At 56.5% G+C, this 22,793-nt stretch carries 22 protein-coding genes; 11 read left to right on the forward strand and 11 right to left on the reverse strand.

From position 1 onward, the window contains the following. Position 1: 1 nt before the first annotated feature. From AC2TAD_RS08170 to AC2TAD_RS08190, 5 genes are all read right to left on the reverse strand, one after another. Entirely contained in the window at positions 2–1,015 is a 1,014-nt protein-coding gene (locus AC2TAD_RS08170; RefSeq protein ID WP_480845532.1) for an imelysin family protein, read from the reverse strand. Next, the gene (locus AC2TAD_RS08175) at positions 1,012–2,553 is read right to left on the reverse strand and encodes a di-heme oxidoreductase family protein (protein WP_480867059.1); all 1,542 of its coding nucleotides are present in this window, start codon (positions 2,551–2,553) and stop codon (positions 1,012–1,014) included. The genes AC2TAD_RS08170 and AC2TAD_RS08175 overlap by 4 nt, the downstream gene beginning before the upstream one ends. Then, entirely contained in the window at positions 2,513–2,998 is a 486-nt protein-coding gene (gene bfr, locus AC2TAD_RS08180) for a bacterioferritin (RefSeq protein WP_170751522.1), read from the reverse strand. The genes AC2TAD_RS08175 and bfr overlap by 41 nt, the downstream gene beginning before the upstream one ends. After that, positions 2,946–3,239 (reverse strand): (2Fe-2S)-binding protein, encoded by a 294-nt coding sequence (locus tag AC2TAD_RS08185; protein ID WP_480867152.1) that lies wholly within the window; start codon positions 3,237–3,239, stop codon positions 2,946–2,948. Before AC2TAD_RS08185 ends, bfr begins: the two co-directional genes overlap by 53 nt. A gap of 124 nt (positions 3,240–3,363) precedes the next feature. Further along, positions 3,364–4,626: an imelysin family protein gene (locus AC2TAD_RS08190; RefSeq protein ID WP_480867061.1), complete on the reverse strand. Its 1,263-nt coding sequence runs from the start codon at positions 4,624–4,626 to the stop codon at positions 3,364–3,366. A gap of 354 nt (positions 4,627–4,980) precedes the next feature. Between AC2TAD_RS08190 and AC2TAD_RS08195 the strand changes: the two genes are divergently transcribed. Then, positions 4,981–5,340, forward strand: coding sequence for a hypothetical protein (locus AC2TAD_RS08195; protein WP_170751518.1), 360 nt, complete (start codon positions 4,981–4,983; stop codon positions 5,338–5,340). Between the two features lie 42 nt (positions 5,341–5,382). On the opposite strand, the gene AC2TAD_RS08200 is transcribed toward AC2TAD_RS08195, so the two are convergent. From AC2TAD_RS08200 to AC2TAD_RS08220, 5 genes are all read right to left on the reverse strand, one after another. Next, positions 5,383–6,390, reverse strand: a complete 1,008-nt coding sequence (locus AC2TAD_RS08200) for an endonuclease/exonuclease/phosphatase family protein (protein ID WP_480867062.1) — start codon at positions 6,388–6,390, stop codon at positions 5,383–5,385. Further along, the gene (ugpC, locus tag AC2TAD_RS08205) at positions 6,387–7,433 is read right to left on the reverse strand and encodes a sn-glycerol-3-phosphate ABC transporter ATP-binding protein UgpC (protein WP_480867064.1); all 1,047 of its coding nucleotides are present in this window, start codon (positions 7,431–7,433) and stop codon (positions 6,387–6,389) included. The genes AC2TAD_RS08200 and ugpC overlap by 4 nt, the downstream gene beginning before the upstream one ends. Positions 7,434–7,444: 11 nt before the next feature. Beyond that, positions 7,445–8,338, reverse strand: coding sequence for an ABC transporter permease subunit (locus AC2TAD_RS08210; RefSeq protein ID WP_480867066.1), 894 nt, complete (start codon positions 8,336–8,338; stop codon positions 7,445–7,447). Between the two features lie 11 nt (positions 8,339–8,349). Beyond that, entirely contained in the window at positions 8,350–9,231 is an 882-nt protein-coding gene (locus AC2TAD_RS08215; protein ID WP_170353343.1) for an ABC transporter permease subunit, read from the reverse strand. 74 nt (positions 9,232–9,305) lie between these two features. Then, on the reverse strand, positions 9,306–10,610 hold the full coding sequence (locus AC2TAD_RS08220) for an extracellular solute-binding protein (RefSeq protein ID WP_480867067.1): 1,305 nt from the start codon (positions 10,608–10,610) through the stop codon (positions 9,306–9,308). A 218-nt stretch (positions 10,611–10,828) separates the two neighbouring features. Between AC2TAD_RS08220 and AC2TAD_RS08225 the strand changes: the two genes are divergently transcribed. Continuing rightward, on the forward strand, positions 10,829–11,842 hold the full coding sequence (locus AC2TAD_RS08225; RefSeq protein ID WP_480867068.1) for a LacI family DNA-binding transcriptional regulator: 1,014 nt from the start codon (positions 10,829–10,831) through the stop codon (positions 11,840–11,842). 214 nt (positions 11,843–12,056) lie between these two features. Here the strand turns inward: AC2TAD_RS08225 and AC2TAD_RS08230 are convergent, their stop codons facing one another. Then, complete coding sequence (locus AC2TAD_RS08230; RefSeq protein WP_170353340.1) at positions 12,057–12,710, reverse strand: GntR family transcriptional regulator; 654 nt, start codon at positions 12,708–12,710, stop codon at positions 12,057–12,059. Positions 12,711–12,918: 208 nt separating this feature from the next. Between AC2TAD_RS08230 and AC2TAD_RS08235 the strand changes: the two genes are divergently transcribed. The 9 genes from AC2TAD_RS08235 (at position 12,919) to AC2TAD_RS08275 (ending at position 22,751) form a co-directional block, all read left to right on the forward strand. Beyond that, positions 12,919–14,001 carry a Gfo/Idh/MocA family protein gene (locus AC2TAD_RS08235; RefSeq protein ID WP_480563115.1) on the forward strand — a complete coding sequence of 361 codons (1,083 nt, stop codon included), beginning with the start codon at positions 12,919–12,921 and terminating at the stop codon, positions 13,999–14,001. A gap of 101 nt (positions 14,002–14,102) precedes the next feature. Beyond that, positions 14,103–15,113 (forward strand): TRAP transporter substrate-binding protein DctP, encoded by a 1,011-nt coding sequence (gene dctP / locus AC2TAD_RS08240; protein WP_170773895.1) that lies wholly within the window; start codon positions 14,103–14,105, stop codon positions 15,111–15,113. A 30-nt stretch (positions 15,114–15,143) separates the two neighbouring features. After that, positions 15,144–15,719, forward strand: a complete 576-nt coding sequence (locus tag AC2TAD_RS08245; RefSeq protein WP_480867070.1) for a TRAP transporter small permease — start codon at positions 15,144–15,146, stop codon at positions 15,717–15,719. Further along, positions 15,716–17,011 (forward strand): TRAP transporter large permease, encoded by a 1,296-nt coding sequence (locus tag AC2TAD_RS08250; RefSeq protein ID WP_170328647.1) that lies wholly within the window; start codon positions 15,716–15,718, stop codon positions 17,009–17,011. The genes AC2TAD_RS08245 and AC2TAD_RS08250 overlap by 4 nt, the downstream gene beginning before the upstream one ends. Continuing rightward, a complete protein-coding gene (locus tag AC2TAD_RS08255; protein ID WP_170773897.1) occupies positions 17,011–18,903 on the forward strand; it encodes a bifunctional sugar phosphate isomerase/epimerase/4-hydroxyphenylpyruvate dioxygenase family protein in 1,893 nt (630 codons plus the stop codon). The genes AC2TAD_RS08250 and AC2TAD_RS08255 overlap by 1 nt, the downstream gene beginning before the upstream one ends. Next, complete coding sequence (locus AC2TAD_RS08260; protein WP_480867072.1) at positions 18,900–19,727, forward strand: citryl-CoA lyase; 828 nt, start codon at positions 18,900–18,902, stop codon at positions 19,725–19,727. Before AC2TAD_RS08255 ends, AC2TAD_RS08260 begins: the two co-directional genes overlap by 4 nt. Further along, on the forward strand, positions 19,714–20,904 hold the full coding sequence (locus tag AC2TAD_RS08265) for a Gfo/Idh/MocA family protein (RefSeq protein ID WP_480867074.1): 1,191 nt from the start codon (positions 19,714–19,716) through the stop codon (positions 20,902–20,904). The genes AC2TAD_RS08260 and AC2TAD_RS08265 overlap by 14 nt, the downstream gene beginning before the upstream one ends. After that, the gene (locus tag AC2TAD_RS08270; protein WP_480563119.1) at positions 20,894–21,568 is read left to right on the forward strand and encodes a hypothetical protein; all 675 of its coding nucleotides are present in this window, start codon (positions 20,894–20,896) and stop codon (positions 21,566–21,568) included. The genes AC2TAD_RS08265 and AC2TAD_RS08270 overlap by 11 nt, the downstream gene beginning before the upstream one ends. Next, positions 21,561–22,751, forward strand: a complete 1,191-nt coding sequence (locus AC2TAD_RS08275; RefSeq protein WP_170773905.1) for a Gfo/Idh/MocA family protein — start codon at positions 21,561–21,563, stop codon at positions 22,749–22,751. Before AC2TAD_RS08270 ends, AC2TAD_RS08275 begins: the two co-directional genes overlap by 8 nt. Positions 22,752–22,793: the final 42 nt, after the last annotated feature.

Below are 22,793 nucleotides of genomic sequence, written 5' to 3' on the forward strand. Positions count from 1 at the left end.
GTCAATCCCCGTCCAATGAGTTGAACCCGGCGCTGATACCCAAAGTCGGGCCTAGCCGAGTTGCGGCAATCTGACGGGAATCTTCGATTGACTGCTGCAGAGCCTCGATACGAAGCCGTCCTTGCGGTGACGACACTCTGTCAAGTGTCGGATCATCCAAGGATTGTGCGCGGAGGATTGCTTTTTCGAATGCACGATTGAGATCGGCCGAAATTTCGGGGTGGTTTGCGGATAGATGTTTCGCCAGGTCTTTCAGTGCGATCAAAGATAGCTCTACGTGCCTCAGCGAGCGGCCAGAGCGACGTGCCTCGGCGCGCTTGGGACGGGGTCGATCGAAAGTCCCCATCGGACGCCCCAAACGTGTTTGGGCGGTGAATTCCAGCCCTGTGACCAGCGATTTAAATAACTCTTGCAGGGCTTCGTCATCCGAGCGGTAAGGGCTGTCGGCACCTGGCTGGGACAATGATGGCGCGTAAACTTTCCATTCTTCCGACATGGCGTTGGCATTGCTGTTGATGTCAATCGTGATGGCACGAATGAGCGCGCAACGATAAACCTCGGTACCCTGGTCCGAAAACTGAGGTTCGAAAATCATCTGTTCCAAAGCAAAAAATCCGCGACCGGCGATCGAGGTTTCAGCGAAGAGTTCAGGGGTTTCGACAGCAGTGTCCTCCGAAGCAATCAGCCCGGACAACGCTTTGGCTGTGAACCCCTTGGTGTCGGGCCAGAAAGCCAAAGCAAACGCACGATCGTCCACTTCGGATGGACCAAACCTAAGGTGGCTGGCGGAAATCCATTTGTCGAAAGCAGCGTGATAAGCGGCGCGCAGTTCAGACGATTCAGATGTACAATCGGCCTGCGCTGTTGCGGACAGCACAAAGGTCCCCTCTGACAATTCAGAAAATCTGGGCAGTATGTGTTCTTCAGTCACATCCGCAAGAACTTGCCCACGATCCTGTGCCGACACCACTGCAGGCAGACATATTGATAGGGCCAAAGCGAATTTACGCATCATAGACTCTCTAGAAAGCGGATCAGGGCGTCGCGATTGGGTTTTGGCATGGCAACAACTGTGTCACGAGCGGTCTGTGCTTCCCCTCCGTGCCACAAGATCGCTTCGAGCAGCGAGCGTGCGCGCCCGTCATGCAGAAACTGGGTATGACCCGAAACCTGTTGTGTCAGGCCCACTCCCCACAGAGGAGCAGTGCGCCATTCCCGGCCTGTGGCCCGCGCTTCGGGGCGGTTGTCGGCCAAACCTTCGCCCATATCGTGCAGCAACAGATCGGTGTAGGGCCAGATCAATTGGAAACTGTGCTCGGGGCGGTCTTCCAAGCGGTGAGTCACATATGACGGGGTGTGGCACGACGTGCATCCCGTTTCGTGGAACACCTGTTTTCCACGGAGAACTTGTGGATCGTCCAAGTTGTGACGCTCGGGCACCCCCAGATTCCTGCTGTAAAAGGTGATCAGGTCCATGCCTTGCTGGTCGATCTCGAAAGTGCGGTCGTCGCCATCGCCATGCGACGCCTTCACGCAATTCACCTGCAATTCAGTGCAATCGCCGTGGCCAGCAGGATAAAGCGGGCTTGAAATTCCGATATCTCCGGCAAAGGCCGCTGCCGATTGCTCCATGATCGTGGGCATTCCGGCCTTATGGCCAAAGCGGCCCATCATGGGCTGCGCATATTCTGTGGCCCAAACGATATTGGGTCGCCCGGAAATGCCGTCTCCGTCTGCGTCGTCGGGATCGGCCTTGGCCAGTAGGTCTTCGACCGGAATCGCTTCCAGCAATCCCAAGCCGATCATTTGTGGCGCGACCCGCGGGCTAAGCATGGCCTGAGGGTGTAACGGCCCGTAACCCAGATCTACGGCGACATATGTCGGCTTGCGCAGCGTGACAGTTTCGCCATCTGCAAGCGTAACGAGGACGTCCTCATATGTGATGTCCAGCCGGTATTCTGCCGGATGGCCGGGCAGTGCCAGATCCTGCATCTGCCCGCCATAGTTTGGTTCAGGTTGCGTGGCGATGTAATCTTCGATCTCGGTAGGGTTGGCCCCGCCGGGGATCGATATGCGCAGGAACATCGACACGGCACTGTCATTCAGCCCATTTGGCGTATGACCGCGCCCGTCTTTGATGTGGCATCGCTGGCACGACCGCGCATTATAGAGCGGGCCCAGCCCATCTGACGCCAATGTCGATGACGGAGAGGAGACCCAGAGCTTTTTAAAAAGCCCATTGCCGACCTTGAAGTCCAGCTCCTGTTCGAATTCCAGATTGCCTGACGGTTGCGAAAACGCGTCCGCATCCGTGCGCAAACGAACAGTCGCCGCCCCTGCGGGCAACTCTTCGAACTGTTGCGGTGCGCTGAAATCTTCAGGCGGGGCGGTCACTTTGGCGATCCGCGCGGCCTCGTCTTCGGTTCTCGGCAGAAAGTTGAGGTGAAGGTCCTGCAATTCGCCGGACAGTGAGGGGGTGGCCGCCAAAGCCGCCACCGCCAAGATCGAAAGTTTACTCGCCTTCGTCCATTTTCGATGCGTTGAGATGCGCATAATTGGCTTCGCCAATCCTTTCATACAGATCAAGCTGCGTTTCGAGGAAGTCGATATGACCCTCTTCGTCGCTGATCAATTCTTCAAACAGGGACATGGTTACGTAGTCCCCGGCTTCGCGGCAGTATTCGCGGGCCTCAACATACAAAGCGCGCGCGTCGTGTTCGGCGGCCAGATCGCATTCCAGCGTTTCTTTGGGCGTTTGTCCGATCCGGAGAGGGTCCAGCTTTTGTAGGTTGGGGTGGCCTTCCAGAAAGATGATCCGTTCGATCAGCTTGTCTGCGTGGCCCATCTCTTCGATGCTTTCCTCGCGGCTTTTCTTGGCCATATGGCCAAGACCCCAATCTTCCTGCAAACGGTAGTGCAACCAATACTGGCTGACCGCTGTCAGCTCATGCCGCAGGGATTTGTTGAGGTATTCGATTACTTTGGGGTCGCCTTTCATCTGCACTCTCCTGTGATACTTCGCTGCGCAACGCGCGAAGTTGCATGGGGACTTCCAGCTTATCGCTGGAACGCATCGTGTCTAGGAAAAGTGGCATGCATCCGCCAAAATCCGCTGATTTTCCAAGGGCATGATAGATTTTGCCCGGGGTGATCACTGCATGGGGGTCCGACGCGCGCATCCAGTCGATCGCGGCATGGATTTCGGTGTCCGAGATGTTCGTGCAATGGCAAACGATCATGGCAAGATGCCTTAGGCTGCTAATCTGACTATAATAGTAGGTTAATTGACGGAAGTCCTGCGTCATACTGTCATTCAGCTCTCAAAAGCCCGAGAGGCGGCGGTGAGCCGCCTCTCGGCCAAGGTCACTGAAATACTGCGTTCGGGTTATCCAGACTGTCCGAACCTTCGATGCTGATCTGATCCAGCTCCAGCGTCGTAACGATCCGTTCGATCGTTTTGGTCTGGTCGACCAGACCGTTCACGCCGCCCATGATCAAGGCTTCGCCACCTTCGTTGCCGCGTTCCAGCATCTGGTCATATGCAAAACCGGCTTCAGCAGTCGATTTGATCAGGCCCAATGCCTGCATGGTGTTGGCCAGCTTAACCTTCATCTCAGCGTCCAGCGCCGGGTCGGTCGCGGTGACCAGATCGGACAGTGATGCCCCTGAAATCGGAGTTCCATCGATCCGGGTGTAGCTGCCCAGATAAACGTTCTGGATGCCCAAGCCGTCGTAATAGTGGCTGTTATGGGTGTTGTCAGAAAAACAATCATGCTCTTCTTCCGGGTCATTCAGCATCAGGCCAAGACGCATCCGCTCGCCCGCCTGTTCGCCATAAGACAGCGAACCCATACCAGTTAGAATTGCGCTGACACCTGCAGCTTCGTTTTCGGTCAAAGCAACGCGCGCATCACCACCTTCGGCCCACTGGGTTGCCATCCACTCCAGATCGCTGACCAACAGGTCGGTGGCTGCGCTTAGGTATTGACCGCGTCGGTCGCAATGTCCGCCGGTGCAGTCGTCACCTTGGGCATAATCGGTCCACGGACGGTCACCTGCGCCAGCATCATGGCCGTTCAGGTCCTGACCCCACAAAAGAAACTCGATCGCGTGGTAGCCAGTGGCCACGTTTGCCTCGATCCCGTCTGCTTCGTGCAGGGTTTCTGCCAGCAATTCAGGTGTGATTTCCGATGCGTCGATTGTTTCGCCCGACAGCGTAAAGCTTGGATTGGCGATGACGTTCAGTGCTGCAAGCTCGTTTTCATCCGACGGCCCGCCGTGGGCGGCATCGACATAGTCGATCAGACCTTCGTCCAGAGGCCACGCGTTCACCTTGCCTTCCCAGTCATCAACAATCGCGTTGCCAAAGCGGTAGACCTCGGTCTGTTGATAGGGAACACGGGCGGCGATCCATACCGCGCGGGCAGTGTTCAGGGTTGCATCTGACGGGTTGGCAATCAGCGCGTTCACTGCAGATTGCAACGTCTGGGCTGCAATCAGGCTGTCTTGATACTTGGCTTCGGCAATATTGGCGTAAGTGGTCAGAACATCAGTTTTCGCCGGGGCAGCGACCGCAGAAACGGCGCAAAGTGTCAGGGCGCTTGTGGTTGCAATCAATCTGGTCATTGGGGGCAGGTCTTTCATCTCAGAAATTCAGGTCCGGCGCCACGAAAGCGTCGGCTGCCTGATAACTGAGTGAATTAGTCGACTATGTCAACCTGAGTTTTACTGTCAGGTATTTGGGTGTGGAGACTTCCCCAAATATAGTGGGCTTCCATCTTCAAGGCCGCACCTGTAGGAGGTACTACCAGTTTAAGTTAAAGTTAGTTGATTGGTTTTTTTGTGCGTAGGATTTGTTTTTCGACTGTTTTAGCGGCACTGTCGTTTTTATTTTTCAGCCAGGCTGGTCCGGCAACAGCGTGGCGCGATAGAGAGCCGAGTGGTGAAGCAGTTCACTCTGGTTCCCGCCTTCTGATATCCATGACAGTCGCCACTTTTGATGTGCTAGGGGACGTCTCCGCCAGTGGGGTTGCAGACGACAACGCGCTGATCGCTCGGGCGATCTCGGATTTGTCAGACCCTCATGGATTTTTGGGCCTTCCGGTCGAGGCCGAGTGTTCAGTAACGTCTGCGCGTGTGGTTCTTTCGGGTCACGGGCTAGGTCGCGGGACCTTGGTGGCCGGTGATGTTTTGGATTTGAAGTTCGAAGCGAAATATGAAGTTGCGTGTCAGGATGCAGCTGTGTTGAAGCGCCTTGGGGAAACTCTTACCCCTTTTGCCAACGCTAAAGGTTTCAGCATCCATATGGCAGATGCGGGTCTATCCTTGCAAAGCTCCTGAAGTGCGGGGCCAAGCTGGGCGTCAGGAATTACTTCGCCCGGCTCAGTCTTTAAAGGTAATGCGACTCCAGACGCAGTCATGATCCGAGAGTGGCTTTCCATCTTTTGATATGGACGTCACGATACCTGTCTCTAACGGGGTCAGTTTCCGACCAGCCAGCCAGTCCAGTTTCATCTGACGTTCGGGATGCGGCGTGATAAGGCTGGGGCGTGTGGTGAAACCCGGCGCGGTGAAACCCCAATCATAGCCCTGAGATTCGGCCAATCCGAACAGGGTTTCGTCCCTCCAATCAAAGGCGGGGGGTATATGATTGCCGGTGTTCAGGTCTCCTCCGATCAGAACGGGCAGACCGGGCGCGAATTCGTCTATAGCTCGCAACAGCTTCTGGAATTGACCGAAACGATGCGCAGCATCAGCATTGCTTTCCAGATGTGTGGACACCAGGCATACAAGCCCGCGGCCGTATGGAACCACCGCAGCGATCGCCATGCGACCTCCGATTCTTGGCTGCTCTGGGTCAGCGGCACCGGAATCGGTGCAGAACCAATGTCCGTGATCGTCCAGCCGGATAAGCGCCGTACGTTCGAACGGAACCGAGGACAAGATCGCGTTGCCATGCCAACCGAGAGAATTGGTAGCGTCCGTGCAATAGGCGCGTTCGGTTGCTCCGCCCAAACCAAGCTCGTGAAACTCGACCCCGAAAGCATAGGTCATGCCAAGTGCGCTCGCCATTGCCTCGGTCGTGTGCCGTTGCGCCGTGCGGGCCATGCCGTGGTCTACTTCGGACAACAGAACGACATCAGGAGAGACACTTTGCAGATGCGCGGCCGTCTCTTCCGGAAACAAACAGCGCTCAACGTTCCAGGCGGCGGCCGTGAATTCTGACGGCAACTGGTCTGCCTTAGGTGTTCCACCCACCTGGACAGCATTCAATGCCGGAAGATCACCAAGCAAATGACGGTGTGTTTGCGCCGTGCGATCTGCCGACAGGATTGCGGCCCGCTGGTTCGGTGAAACCGCAGGTAGCGTCGCAAGGGTTTGAGTAATCACAGTCGCAGCCCCGTATCCTTGTCGAACAGGCGCAGTGCTTCGGGCTTCAACTTGATCCGTGTTTCACCTGTATGGGCTGTATCTTCTTTACCAATCATGACCGAGAACGGCTGGTCATCGATCCGCCCATGCAGCAGGCGATGAGCGCCCAATTCCTCAAGGATATCAATGTGAAACTTCACCTGGCCTTGGGCGTCTAGCTCTACATCTTCGGGGCGTATGCCCATTGTGATCGGGCCGCTAAGCGCCTCAGGGGCGACCATTAACGCGTCATACCCATTTATTTTGACCTGTTTCTGATCGATTTCCGCCCGGATCAGGTTCATCGGTGGTGCCCCCATGAACGAGGCCACGAAGGTCGAGGCGGGGTTGTGGTAGATTTCCGACGGCGTACCGATCTGTTCGATCCGGCCCGCGTTCAGGACGATGATCCGGTCGGCCATCGTCATCGCCTCGACCTGATCGTGGGTCACGTAGACGGCTGTGGTGCCAAGGCGGCGTTGCAGGGCCTTAATCTCGATCCGCATCTGGTTGCGCAGCTTAGCGTCGAGGTTCGACAACGGTTCATCAAATAAGAACAGCGCCGGGTCACGCACTACGGCACGGCCCATGGCGACGCGCTGACGCTGACCGCCCGACAGCTGCGCTGGTTTGCGGTCCAGATACTCGGTCAGGTTCAGCATCCGGGCTGCGTCTTCGACCTTGGCCGCGATCTCGGAGGCCGGGGTGCCGCGATTCTTGAGGCCATAGCCGATATTCTTGCGCACCGTCATATGCGGATATAGCGCATAGTTCTGGAACACCATCGCGATGTCCCGGTCCGCCGGATCCACGTCATTGACCACCCGGTCGCCGATCTTCAGTTCACTTTCGGTGATCTCCTCCAACCCCGCAATCATCCGCAGCAGGGTGGATTTGCCACAACCCGAGGGGCCGACCAGCACGACAAACTCGCCGTCCTGAATGGTGAAGCTTGTGGTCTGAACCGCCTGAAAGCCGTTGGGATAGACCTTGCGGATGCCCTCTAATGAAACCTGAGCCATGCGCGTATTCCTTATTTGTCGGATTCTGTGAGGCCCTTAACGAACCAGTTTTGGAAAAAGACGACGATCGCCACGGGTGGGATCATCGCGACAATGGCTAGTGCCAATGCCTGCCCGTGTTCTGGGATCTGACTATCAGTGTAGGACAGCACGATCTGTTTGATGCCCCGGACCAGGGTGAAAAAGCTCTCATCCGTCGTGATCAGTGTCGGCCACAGATATTGGTTCCAGCCAAAGACAAACATGATGATGAAGATCGCAGCGATCATGGTCCGGCTAAGCGGTACAAGGATATCGACAAAGAACTTCCATGGGCCTGCGCCGTCAATCCGGGCGGCCTCGGCCAACTCCTCAGGGACGGACATGAAGAACTGACGGAAAAAGAACGTGCCGGTTGCGGATGCGATCAGCGGTACGATCAGACCGGTATAGGTGTTTGTCAGGCCCAGTTTCTGGATCGCCTCGTATGAGGGCAAGATGCGGACTTCAAGCGGCAGCAGAAGCGTGGTGAAGATGACCCAGAAAGCCAGCGTCGCGAACCGCAGACGGAAATAGACGATGGCATAGGCCGCCATCATCGAAATCACGATTTTGCCCACCGCAAAGCCGATGCCAAGGATGAACGAGTTCATCAGCATCAGCGTGCCATCCACCGTCTGGGTGAACCCACCCTTTTCGAACATGGCGGCATGGAAGTTCTTGCCCAGATCGTCGCCCAGCGTCAGCTGCAACCCCTCGCGGTGGATCGTCACCGCATCATGGCTGGCTGTGGTCAGCGCCAGCAGCGGTGGTATCATCATCAGCAAAGCGCCTAGGATCAGGACGATGTGATCGCCGATCGCGCCCCATTTGATGCGGCGGGGACGATGGGTTTCAACGGGAGTTTCGAGTGTTGTCTCAGCCATGTCCAAAGCCCTTACGTATAGTGAATCCGGCGTTCCACCAGCCGGAACTGAAACACGGTCAGCAAAAGAACCAGCACCATCAGGATGACCGATTGCGCCGATGATCCGCCCAGGTCGTTGCCTCGAAAGCCGTCCAGATAAACCTTGTAGACCAGCGTCATCGGGTTGTTGCCCGGCTCGCCCTTCATCAATGCATCGATGATGCCGAACGTGTCGAACAGGGCGTAGGTGATGTTGATGATCAGCAAGAAAAATGCGGTGGGGGCCAGCAGCGGGAAGGTCACCTGCCAGAACCGTCCGGTGGCGGATCGGTTGTCGATCATCGCGGCCTCGCGCACCGATCGGGGGATGGATTGCAGGCCCGAGAGGAAGAAGATGAAGTTCACCGGGATCTGCTTCCATACGGCCACGATGACCATGGCGGTTGCAGTTGCGTTGTAGTCCACGCCCAGTTTGAAATCCCACCCGAACATCTGAAAGAACTTGGTCAGCGGTCCGGTGCTTTGATCAAAGAACAGGATACCCATGAAGCCGGCGACCGGCGGCGCGATGGCATAAACCCACATCAGCAGCGTGCGATATGTTTTGGCGCCTCGGATTACCTTGTCTGCCTTCACGGCCAGCAACAGCGCGATGGCCAGAGAGAAGAACGTCACCAGAACCGAGTAGATGATCGTAAATCCGGCGACACGCTTGTACTGGTCGTTGCCCACAAGCGACGTGTAGTTCTCGCCACCCACAAAGGTCGAGCCAAACCCGAAAGGGTCCTGCAGATAGAATGAGGATTGCAGTGCCCAGCCCGCAGGCCAGTAAAAAAAGATGGCGATGATCATCAGCTGTGGCAGCAGTAGCGCCACAGGCAGCCAGATATTGTCGAAGCCCGCACGTTTCATTGAGTGGTCCAGTAAGAAAAAGAGCGATGGCCGCGCCGTGACAGCGCGACCATCCCTGGGGGTGATACGGGTGCTTAGCCCTGGGTCTTGGCGCAGCGGGCCAGCAGTTCGTTGGCTTCCTCTTCGATGGTTTTGAACGCGGTTTCCACGTTAGTCTCACCTGTCAGGATACGGCCATATTCGCGGTTCATGATGTCGCGGATCTGAACGTAAAAGCCCATGCGGTAACCCTTGGTGTTGTCGCCAGCCTTGTCTTGCAGCTGGTTGACGCCAACTTCGGCAGCCGGGTAACGGTCATAGTGGCCGTCTTTCTTGGCAACTTCATAAGCGGCCTCGGTGATCGGCACATAGCCGGTTTCCTGATGCCAGAAATACTGGGTTTCAGGCGCGGTCAGGAAGCGGAAGAATTCGGCCGTGGCTTTGTTCTCCTCGTCCGATTGGCCGGACATGGCAAACAGAGCGGCACCACCGATGAAGGTCTGTGTGGGCTCGGCGGTCACTGCTTCCCAATAGGGCAACTCGGTCGCGCTGAATTCGAACGGCAGATCTTTCTGCAGCAGGCCGCCGAACGAGCCCGAAGAACCCAGCCACATGGCAACTTTGCCTTCCTCGAACGGCTTGGCGTTGTCGCCCCAGCCGGTGCCGTACCATTCGAACAGACCGTCGTCTTTCCACTCGGACACAGCGGTGAAATGCGCTTTGATGGCGTCGTTGTTCACCAGGATCTGCGTGTCGGTGCCGTCATAGCCGTTGTTGTTGGTGGCAAACGGCAGGTTGTGGCGCGACATGAAGTTTTCGGTGAAGATCCAGGGCAGGTGCGACTGGCTCAGCGCGATGTAGCCTGCGTCTTTCAGCGCGGGGGCGGTTGTCGCCTGGAACTCTTCCCAGGTTTTCGGCGGGGTAACGCCCGCCGCTTCCAGCGCGTCCACGTTGTAGTACAGGATCGGCGTGGAAGAGTTGAAGGGCATCCCGATCATCTTGCCGTCGCTGTCGGCATAGAAATAACGCACACCGGCGATATAGTCGTTGATGTCGAAGTCGACGCCATTATTGGCCAGAAGGTCCTGAACCGGGATGGTTGCGCCCTTGGCTCCGATTACGGTCGCGGCACCGGCGTCGAACACCTGCATGACGTTGGGCTGTTCGCCCGCGCGGAAGGCGGCGATACCTGCAGTCAGGGTTTCTTCGTAGCTGCCTTTATAGACCGGAGTGATCTTGTATTCGTCTTGCGAGGCGTTGAAATCCTCGGCCAGTTTATTGACGGTTTCGCCCAGCTGGCCGCCCATGGCGTGCCACCATGTGATCTCAGTTTCGGCAAAGGCCGCGGTCGCGGAAAACGCGACAGCCGCAGCGGTTGCGCAGAATGTCAGGTTGGTCATGTCTCTCTCCGGTTTGGTGGTTCCCGCGCTTGCGGCCAACACACCAGTTCGCGGGGCTGGTGCCCCTTGCAGCATAAAAAAGCAGAGCAAACGGACACGGTCCGCTTGCGAATGCACAGTGTGTGCACACGTGGTCACATACGCAGTTCCTGTGACAGTTCGGTGAAAGATTTATTGCAATATTGACAAATTATATGGAAACGGAGGACAGCTTGGGGGTGGCTGACGACAACAGTAAACCTGCCGAAAGGCCCCGCCGTGTAACGGCGCAAACCGTCGCTGACGCCGCCGGGGTTTCGCGGTCTGCCGTGTCGCGCGCGTTTACTCCGGGCGCGTATCTTGATGCGGGTAAGCGCCGGAAAATTCAAGACATTGCGACACATATGGGGTATCAACCAAATGCGTTGGCCGCAGGGTTGAAGGGCGGACGCTCGCATCTTGTGGCGGTGTTTATTGGCAATATGCGCAGCGCGTATGACTCGGAATTCGTGCATCGCTTGGTCGGTCGATTGAATGCTTTGAACAAGTGGCCGGTCCTGATTGATGGCGAAGATGATCGGGCCGGCTCCGCCATCGACCAGGTGCTCCGCTACCCGCTGGACGCTTTGATTCTGCGCGGCGGCAGTATGCCTGAGTCGGTAGTGACGCAATGCAGTAAATTCGGCGTCCCAATGATCTCATCAGGGCGCATCGTAGATGCATTGGGCGTAGACAATGTATGCTGCAGAAACGCGCGAGGTATGCAGATAGCGACTCGGGTTTTGGTTGATCGCGGTCGTCAACGATTTGGCTATATCGCGGGCGCAACAGGGTTTGGGTCCTCCGCTGACCGCAAAGCTGGCGTGACGCAAGCGCTGAGGGATGCCGGTCTTTCTTTGGTGGCAGAAGAGGTCGGAGAGTTCACAGTTGAAGCAGGATACCGTGCAGCGATGAGGATGCTTGAAGCCCACCAGCTGGACACGTTGATTTGTGCCAATGACGCAAGCGCCATCGGTGCCCTGACAGCGGCGCGAGAACTTGGCTTGGATGTCCCGGGATCTTTATCGATTGTAGGCTTCGATGACATTGAAATGGCGGGCTGGCCTATGTTTAACCTCAGCACAGTAAACAATCCAATTGACGAGGCTGTCGAGCAGGTCATCTGGCTGCTAGAGCGACGTCTCGCCGACCCGGCAAAAGAAAGTGAGACAGTGTTGATTGACCCCTTCTTCGTTCCGCGCGGGACACACTGAAACGTGTGGGAAGAAATGGTAGCGGAGGTCCGTCTTGGACACAAACCCCACACATTAACACTCTGTAAAATATGGGTGCCGTGACCTTCAAGGGGTAAGCCGAAAGGTCAATTGTCGTAGCGGTGCCCTGACTGGCGAATGCGATCAAAAGAAATTGGCCTTCACCGGGGTGCTCAGCGTTGAAGGCTGTCGCTATTGCGGCAAGAGGAACGTCTTACATAGCCTCCAAGGTATGCTGGAGGCCATTTCGAATGTGATCTTCCAACAGCCTCTTCGCCGTGTCGGCGTCTCTGGCCAGCGCGGCATCGAACATGCCCTTGTGCTCCTTGACCGCCTCTTCGCCGCGATAAGTCAGTACAAGCATCTGATACCGCAAGTACTTGTCGTAGATGATGGAGTGCAGAGACAGAAGGTTTTTGGAGTTGCAGGCCGCGATCATCGCTTGGTGAAACTCCCAATCATATCGTTTCCAGGTTTCTTTCTCCGACTCGTCGCCCTTGAGAAGCTGCTGTTCCATCAGGTGCAGTTTGTGGTGTGCGGCAACGAGGTTGCCTTCCCAATCCGTGTCGCCATTCGCAATGGACAATTCCAACGCGTGGCATTCCAACAGGACCCGTAGCTCTGAAATCTCGGTCAGGTCTTCTCGTGAAACTGGTGTGACCAGGAAACCCCGTTGCTCGGGAGCTTCGACAAATCCGTCGCTGGCGAGCCTGTTCAGCGTTTCACGAAGTGTCGAAAGGCTTGCCGAGTAGCGTTCCTTCAAGGCGTCCAGCTTCAGTTTGGAGCCGGGTTGCAGCTCCCCGAAGATGATATCCCGCTTGATGCGCTGATAGGTGCTTGCACCTATCGTAGACGGCTGTTTCGCCATGCGTTTCACCCGATATTATCAGTTTCCTCGTTCACTTAGCATTTTTCGGAGACATCAACAATCCAAACTGATATATGGTAAAAATAAAAATATCATACATTATTGCGGAATCGCGAAAACCCCAATACGGTCGTGGCCAAGTTGGGCAAAGCAGCTCGATCGCTATCATCGGTTTCGGGATTTTCCGGACCCTCCGGAAGGAAGCAAAGTGTCTAAGAACTTTCGCATTGCCATTGTCGGCATTGGTCTTGTTGGGCGCCGCCATGCGGACGCTATCCGAGCGTTGCGCCATGTTGATCTTGTAGCGGTGGTCGACCCCAGTGACGGAGGTCGTGCCTACGCCGTTGAGCACGGGGTCGCGTGTTACGAGACGTTGGAGGAAATGTTTGCAAACCAGACGCCGGACGGAGCTGTGCTTGCGACGCCCACTACGCTTCATGTTGATCAAGGCCTAACCTGTGTTCGACATGGCTGTCCCGTTCTTGTCGAAAAACCGATCGCCGTAGAAGCCACCGCTGCACTTGAGCTTGTTCAAGCAGCGGAGAAGGCCAATGTGCCTCTGATGGTCGGACATCATCGTCGGCACAATCCTCTGATCCGGTCGGCTAAGGAAGCCATTGTCGATGGGAAGATTGGAGATGTGCGCGCTGTCCATGCGAATTGCTGGTTCTATAAGCCTGACGAGTATTTTGATGCTGCGCCCTGGAGAAAGAAACCCGGTGCAGGGCCCATCTCGGTCAATCTTGTCCACGATGTGGATCTGCTGCGGTACCTGGCCGGAGAAGTCATGACCGTACAGGCTCAGTCGGCTGCATCGCAGCGGGGATACGACAACGAAGATGTTGCCGGTGCTCTGTTGACGTTCGAAAGCGGGGCGATAGGGACGATAAGTGTGTCCGACAGCATCGTAGCTCCATGGAGCTGGGAGATGACGTCTCAGGAATATCCAATCTATCCTTCAACCACTGAGAGTAGCTACATGATAGGTGGATCTCATGGTTCGTTGTCCGTTCCTGATCTTCGATTGTGGAGTTACCAGAGTGAGCAAAGGGACTGGTGGACGCCTATCTCATCAACCGCGCTGAAGAAGGGTGCGTCTGATCCTCTGGTCAATCAGCTTAGGCATTTTGTTGAAGTAGCTTTGCACAAAGCAGAGCCGATTGTGTCTGGATGGGAAGGTTTCAGAACGCTTCAAGTTATTGAAGCTATTCAGAATTCCTGCAGAACAGGTGAGACGGTCAGGATCAAAAACCTACAAAAAACACCAAAGGTAGATATGACGGCTGCATAAAAATATCAGATATTTTATAAAAAATCTTGCAAAACGACAAAAATAGGTCAAAACTCTGAATCGCAAAAAAGAAGCATCATGATGTCTCAGGGAGGAGCAAAGTGATTACCAAACTTACCCGCCGGGCTGCTGTATCAGCCCTGGTTGCAACTGGTGTTCTGTTTAGCGCAACAAGTGGTGTGCTGGCGGAAGACAAAGTGCAACTTCGCCTCGCAACATCAGGATCGGAGACCGACCAGCGCTCGGTCGCTATGGCCGAGGTTTTCGCGCCTATGGTCGCTGATTTCGCAAGCTATGAGCCCAGCTATAATGGCACGATCTTCGCCCAAGGCACCGAGCTGGACGCCATCAGCCGGGGCAACCTGGAAATGTCGATCACCTCGGCGCAGGAACTGGCACAGTTCTTCCCCGAGTTTTCGATCTTTACCGCCGGCTATGTCCATCAGGACGCCGCGCATCAGGTTGCCGTCTTCAACGATCCCTTGATGGACGCGTTCAAACAAAAGGCCGAAGAGGAGCTGGGCGTCAAACTGCTGTCGGTCATGTATCTGGGCCGTCGCCAGGTGAACCTGCGCCAGCCCAAGGATGAATTGACGGTCACGACGCCAGCAGATTTGGAAGGTGTGAACCTGCGGATGCCGGGCACGGATGCGTGGCAGTTCCTTGGCAAAGCGCTGGGTGCCGCCCCGACACCAATGGCCTTCTCCGAAGTCTATACCGCGCTGTCGACCGGTGCCGTTGACGGTCAGGATAACCCATTGCCGACTGTGGTTGATGCCAAATTCTACGAAGTGACCAATCAGATCATCCTGACATCGCATCTGGTCGACCTGAACTATATCGCCATCGGCAAAGAGGTTTGGGACGGGCTGACACCGGAACAGCAAGCCAAGGTTCAGGAAGCTGCGGATGCAGCGGCTGAATCCGGTCGCCAGAAGCAGCTTCAGAAAGAAGAGGACCTTGTCAGCTTCCTCAAGGAGCAGGGCATGGAGGTCTACGAGCCCGACCTCGCGGCGTTCCGTGATCAGGTGCAGTCGATGTATCTCGAAAGCGAATTCGCCGGATCATGGCCGGACGGTGTTCTCGAGCAGATCAACGCTCTGGGCAACTAAGCCCATCTACACAAGGGAGGGAGAACCACAATGAAAGGCTTCACAAGGGGGTTCTCCCGACTGACCGAAGCGATTGCCGGCGGGATGCTGGCGGCAATCTTCCTAATCTTCCTTCTGCAAATTCTCTTGCGGTATTTCTTTACCCCCGCCGGTTGGACGCTTGAACTGATCGGCATCCTCTGGGTCTGGGTGATCTTTTTTAGCTGCGCGTTCATCGTGCGCGAGAGAGATCACGTGAAGTTCGACATCATCTACCTTTCGGTGCCGATGCGCGTTCGTCAGGTCTTTGCGATGCTGGCGGCCGCGGCGATTGTAGTCGGGATGCTCTACAGTTTCCTGCCGACGTGGGACTACATCGACTGGATGAAAATCCGCAAAACCTCGACTGTGCGCAATCCGTTCTCGGGTGAGAAGATACCACTGCGCACCGTGTTCTCAATCTATGCGGTGTTCATGCTGGTCGTAGCTGCGCGGTATGGGTGGTTGTTCTTTGACATCCTGCGAAATGGCCCACCAAAAACCGAGCTGGAACTGGTCGTTGGGTACAACGTGGTTGACGATCATCCCCGTGTCGACGGTGAAGACGACGAGGAAGCAGGCAAATGAGCTTTGAACTTCTTTCCTGCCTGCTCGCGCTCTTTCTTCTGGCAGGCATCGGGACACCTATCGGCTATTCCATCCTTTTGGCCTCATTGGTTTATCTGGGCACGGCCGGATTGGACGTCGCACTCGCGGGCGAGAAAATCCTGCAAGGCTTCTACAAAAGCACGATCCTGCTTGCCGTGCCTTTGTTCATCGTCGCCGCCAATATCATGAACGCGGGGTCGATCACCGACCGCTTGCTGAACTTCTGCGTAGCCGCTGTCGGTCGTTTCAAGGGCGGCCTCGGGCACGTCAACGTGGTAGCGTCCCTGATCTTTTCCGGTATGTCCGGCTCGGCTGTCGCGGATGCCGCGGGGATCGGCAAGATCATCATTGAGATGATGACCAAGGATGGCCGCTACAGCCGAGGTTATGCTGCTGCTATTACCGCGGCGTCGGCGACGATTGGCCCGATCATTCCGCCCTCGATCCCAATGGTTTTGTACGCGCTCGTTTCCAAGGCCTCCATCGGATCTCTGTTCTTAGCCGGTATTCTGCCGGGCCTGATCATGGGCGTCGTCCTCATGGCAATGAACTATTACCTGGCCGGAAAGCGGAACTTTGCATTGGAAGAACCTGTTCCTCTGCGCGAATTGCCGGCTAAAACCGCCAACGCGTTTCCGGCACTGCTGATGCCCGCAATCCTGCTGTACGGTATATATGGCGGCGTCACCACTCCGACCGAAGCCGCCGCAGTTGCTGCATTCTACGCTCTGCTACTGGCAGCGTTGTTCTACCGCGCGCTGACCTTCCGTGGCCTTTATCAAGTGTTCGTCGACAGCGCGCGCTCCTCCGCCGCCGTCGGGGTGGTCATTGGTGGCGCGTTCATTCTGAACTTCATCGTCATTCAGGAACAGATTCCACAGTCGATCTCGGCACTGCTGGAGGGTTCGGATGTTAGCCCGATTGTATTCCTGATCCTCGTAAACCTGCTGATCCTCGCGCTGGGATGCGTGTTAGACGCAACAACGATCATCCTGGTGATCGTGCCCCTGTTCATTCCAACCTGCGAAGCGCTCGGGATTGATCTGGTGCATTTCGGAGTGCTGGTCGTCGTGAACTCAATGATCGGTTTGATCACGCCGCCCTATGGCATTCTACTCTTTGTGATCAACGCCGTGACGGACATTCCGCTGCGCGAAATCATCTCCGAAATCTGGGCCTTCCTCGCGGTTCTCATCTTCGCCTTGGTGATAATGATGCTGATGCCGGATCTGGTCCTGTGGTTGCCGCGTATGTTTGGATATCAGGGATAATGTGCCTGTCGGTTTCGACAACGTCGATCCCCGGTGATCTGGCTGAAAAGCTGAGTGCTATCGCTGACGCGGGATTCGGGGGTGTCGAATTACACGAACCGGATTTGACCGCTTTTGACGGACCGCCATCGCAAGTCCGCAAGATTGCATCGGACCTCGGCCTGAAGATATGCCTGTTACAACCCTTCCATAATCTTGAAGGCCAGCCCGAAGCCGGACGTGAGCGCGCCTTTGATCGACTGAAGCGCAAACTCGACCTGATGAGCGAGCTGGGAACGGAATTGCTGCTTATCGGGTCTGCCTTCGAGGTCGATGTCGCTGCGACCGAAGAACAGGTAATCGCAGATCTTGGCGAGGCGGCCCAAATCGCTAAAGAAATGGGGATGCGTCTGGCCTATATGGGCTTGCCATGGTCGGATCTTATTCACTCGGATGAACAGGCGTTAGGCGTCGTTGATGCTGTCGACAGCCCTAATCTGGGGTTGGCTTTGAATTCCTTCTTCTCGCTTGCCGACGGATCCAAACCAGCCCGCCTTCGGGACATTCCCGGAGAGCGGCTGTTCCATGTGCAACTGTCCGATGCACCCCGGCTTGAGATGGATATACGTCGGCTCAAGCGGCACTTTGGGCTTCTGCCGGGGCTTGGGTCGCTGAACCTTGCGGGCTTCGTTCGCGTGTTGTCTCGCGCCGGATACAAAGGGCCTTGGTCGGTTGCACGCGTCAACGAAGCAGCTCCTCAACCCGGTGGCCGAACACTGGCCCGAGACAGCTACAGGTCGCTGGTGAACCTCCTGGATGAGGTATCCCGGACCGAGCCGGGAACCGATTTCGGCATCCCGGACCTGCCGGAACGCGTCTATGCGTCAGGCTTCGAATTTGTCGAATTTACAGCCGACGAAACAAGCGGCGCGCAGCTGGCAGATATGTTGTCAGCAATGTGTTTTCGAATGGAGCGAAAACACGTATCCAAGTCCGTCGAGCTGTGGCGGCAGGGCGCGATAAACATCGTTGTGAATACCGAAAAGGAAGGATTTGCCCATTCGGCGTTCCTGGGTCACGGCCCCTCCGTTTGTGACATGGGGTTGCGTGTCAAAGATGCGGATCAGACGGTTCAGCGGGCGACCGCGTTGGGCGCGCCGAATTTCTCACAACCGGTGGGAACAGGGGAACTGGATATCCCGGCCATTCGGGGCGTTGGTGGCAACGTCGTTCATTTCATCGATGAGAAATCCGATCTCCATCGGGTATGGGACATTGAGTTCGAGCCGGTTGCGAAAACCAAAGCCACCCAACCTGCCGGTCTGCGTCGTATCGACCATCTGGCCCAGACGATGCGTCACGATGAGATGCAAAGCTGGCTACTCTACTACATTTCGACTTTCGAGATGGCAAAATCCCCTATCGTGAACGTCGCCGACCCGTCTGGTGTCGTGCAAAGCCAGGCTATCGAAAGTCCCGAAGGCGAAGTGCGCTTAAACCTGAATGGGGCAGTTGGGCGTCGAACACTGGCGGCGTCATTCCTTGAAGATGGCTTTGGGGCTGGTGTTCAGCACATTGCCTTCCAGTCGGATGATATTTTTGAAACTTCAGCCCAGTTGCTCAAGTCTGGCTTTCCCAGCCTGTCCATCCCGGAGAACTACTACGCTGATCTGCAAGCGACATTCGGATTGGATGACGATTTGGTCGCCCAATTGCGCAGGGGGAGTATTCTCTACGATCGGGCGGCGGGAGCTGAGTATTTTCAGATATACAGCCGCCCCATCTTTAACGGCTTCTTCTTCGAAATTGTTGAACGCCGTATGGGCTATGCCGGTTATGGCGCGCGCAATGCACCCATTCGCCTTGCCGCGCAAAGCAAAACCCAGCCGGTGAAAGAGGTGCAGACGCAATGACCGCGCAGACGACAGACGATGAGCGCGCCGTTCGCCAATGGTGGCGTACCTCCATCATCGACATGAAACCTGGACAGATCTCTTTTCGTGGCAACGCCATAGAGGACCTGATCGGAAACGTATCTTTCCCGCAGATGATCTGGCTTATGGTGCGGGGCGATCTACCCAGCGACGCGCAAGCGCGCCTGTTCGAAGCCGCTTTGGTCGCAGGCGTGGATCACGGCCCACAGGCTCCCTCAATCGCGGCTGCGCGTATGGCCGCCACCTGCGGGGTAGGTCTCAATAACGCGATGGCGACTGCGGTGAACATGCTGGGCGACGTGCACGGCGGGGCAGGAGAGCAGTGTGCAGAGCTGTACTATGATATCGCAGCTCGCATGGATTGCGGAGCATCGTTGAATGACGCAGTGAAGGACGGTCTGGACAGCTGGCGCGAGACCTATGGCAAGATCGTCTCGGGCTTTGGTCACAGGTTTCACAAACCTGTCGATCCACGCGCACCCCGATTGATGCAACTTGTTCGAGATGCGGCGGCAGAAGGCACAGTTCCTGGCCGGTTTGCCGATATCGGAGAAGAGGTTCAAGCCGAACTCGGTCGTCAACGAGGCGGTCGGCCAATTGCCATGAATATTGACGGCGCGACAGCTGTGATCTTCTGCGAACTTGGCTTTCCTGCGCCCTTGTCGCGAGGGCTGTTCTGCCTGTCCCGCTCGGTCGGAATACTCGCCCACGCTTGGGAACAGATGAACCAGGGTGGCCGCAACAAAGGGCCGATTCCCCCTAATTACTTACCCCTCTACGAAGACAGGAATGATGAAACGTGAGACATCGAAATCCTTCCGGGTCGGCCTTATCGGCTGTGGTCGTATCAGCGATATTTATCTAAAAACACTATCCAAATTCTCAAACGTTGAGGTCGTGGCTTGCGCAAGCCTTGACCCCTCGGAAAGCCGCACCAAGGCAGATCAATACGGTATCGCCAAGGCCTGTGCGCCAGTTGGGGTGTTTGACGATCCGACGATTGACTGCGTTCTGAATCTGACAATTCCGGCGGCGCATGCCGAAATCAGCCTGCGTGCGTTGGAGGCGGGCAAGCACGTCTATTCCGAGAAGCCGCTGGTTATGGATCGAACGGATGGTAAGACGATTCTGCACATGGCCTCTGAAAAGGGGCTACTGGTCGGTTGCGCACCCGACACATTTCTGGGCGGTCGTTGGCAAACCGTTCGGCGCTTGATCGATGAGGGTGCCATTGGCAAACCGACAGGGGTTTTTGCCCATGTCGGTACCCACGGGACGGAACGCCACCATCCCAACCCGGATTTCTACTACCAGGCCGGTGGCGGGCCCTTGATGGACCTTGGGCCATATTACCTGACCGCCATGGTTTGCTGCCTTGGTCCGGTTGACCGGGTCGCCGGAATGGCTCGGCGCACGTTCGACAAAAGGATGATCGAAAACGGCCCTCGCAACGGTGAATGGATGGATGTCGAGGTCGACACGCATTCCCTAAGCCTACTGCAGTTCTCTTCCGGGGCTATAGGGTCGATGACCATGAGCTTTGACGTCTGGGATAGCGAAACGCCGCGGTTCGAGATCTACGGTGAAAAAGGCACCATCAGCATCCCAGACCCTGACCCGGTACATGGTGCCAACATCTTTCAGGGGGATGTCTGGCTGAAAACGCGGGAGACCTCGCGCTGGTCTCATCAGCCGCGCCCATCCGGTCGCGAAGGCTGGCAGGTGGTCGTCAACAAACACGGGTTCAATGAGGACAGCCGTGGTCTCGGCCTTTTGGATCTGGCTCTGGCGGCGCAAGAAGGACGCCAACCCCGTGCAAGTGGAGCGCTCGCCTACCACGTTTTCGAGGTCATGGACGCGATCGAACGGGCACCAAAATTTGGCGCCTATCAGACGATAGAAAGCCGTTGCGCGGCTCCGGAGCCTTTGCCGGTCGATTTCCTTAACGATGAGAGGAAGGAATTGGTTCATGCCGATTGAGACACTCGACTTTGCTCAGCCATTCTTTCGCGTCCAGCACATAACTGACGAGCGCAGAATTTCTATCGAGGGTCGCGCCATCGTCCTTAACCTTGGGGGGCGAAATCTCTCTGTCGAGGATCAGACCATTGCACCGCTTTCCTCTGTGATCGTGCAAGACAGCACGCTTGGCGGCGTGGAACGTGCAGTCATTGTCCACGATTTCGACGCCCATGCCGATGACAACGAGTTGTTCGCATGGGTGAAAGATACATGGCCATCTGCTTTTGATGTTCGCCAAGAGGAGCGTTTACGCGGTGTCAGCCACTACATGTCGCCAAAGGTCTTTGTGGGTAACGTTGGGCTGACCATGTACCATTCCGGCTCGGTGCCGCTGAATGTCGGATTGCACAAGGATCATCCGTTCTGCCCGGTGCCGGGGTTTCGCGAAGTGCATACACAAATCGTAGGCCTTGGGAAAATGCAGCAATGCCGTGAGCGGGATGTTGAATCCCTTTACCTCGAAGAATTCATGGCCCCCGGCACGACGCACAAACCGATGTATGACGCCGAAGGCAACTATCCCTGGCATCAGTACGAGACGATTACCCCCAGCATTTTCATGGCGGTGGAAATGCTGCCGGAAGGCGTACGGGTCCCGGAAATGGAGATTCAGAATGGCTGAGAGACTGTTTTCCGAAGACCTGAACTTTGACGGACCTTTCCCCCGATTGTCTCGCCGTTTGCGGCTGGGTGTTGTTGGCGGCGGACGTATCTCTGTCACGCAGGCAACGGCCGCGCGGATGACCGACCGGTGGGAGGTCGTCGCAGGAGCGCTCAGTTCTGACGCCATGCGAAGCAAGGCGCGCGGGGCCGAGTGGTTCCTGCCGGCCGACCGGTGCTATGCGTCATTCAATGAGATGGCGCAGGCCGAGGCGGCGCACCCGGATGGCGTAGATGCCGTCATGATCACGACCCCGAACCACGTTCATTTCGAAGCGGCCAAAGCCTTTCTTGAGGCGGGCATTGACGTGCTGTGCGACAAGCCCCTGACCAACGAAGTTGCCGAGGCCGAGGGGCTTAAGGGGATCGCCACGCGCACGGGACAGGTCTTTGCCGTCGGATATGCGATGTCGTGCTTTCCGGTCATCCGTCAGGCCAAACAAATCGTAGCGGAAGGCGGCATCGGTAAAATCAACCAAATCCACGTCGAGTTCATGCAAGACTGGATGACGCCCGATGATGTGGCTGATGCGCCCCATGTCAAATGGCGGCTGGACCCAAAGATTTCTGGCCCGACCAGTTGCGTCGGCGATATCGGCACCCATGCCGCGCATCTGGCCAGTTTTGTCTCGGGCCTGCCCTTAACCGACCTACGGGCCGAGTTTCATGTCTGCGGCGCGCCAAAGCCTTTGGAAGACACGGTGTTCATGTTCACCCGTTACCAAAATGAAGTCCCAGGAACCTTGATGGCAACACGCCTTGCCCCCGGAAATCGGGGTGGGTTGCGGTTGCGCATATTCGGGAGCGAAGGAGGCCTCGAGTGGGATTTGGAGAATTCGGAGCAGCTGAAGTTCAATCGGTTCGGCGAGCCGGATCGTATCATCAGCCGAGGTCACGGGCATGGTATCGGCCCCGGCGCAGAACGTCTGATCCGTACCGCGCGCGGCTTCCCCGAAGGGATTATCGAAGCTTGGGCCAACCTCTATACGGAATTTGCCATGGCCGTAGCCGCGCGCCGGGATGGCGTTTCCGTTCCGACCGATTGGCTGACATATCCCAGCGTCAATCAAGGCGCAGACGGCGTCCGATTCATAGATGCCACTGTGCGCTCTCACCAGTCCGGAGGCGACTGGGTTACTCTCTAAGGCGCTGCCAACAAGAATGAAAAACACGCCCGGGCAGTTGCC

The organism is Ruegeria sp. HKCCD7628, assembly GCF_057221005.1.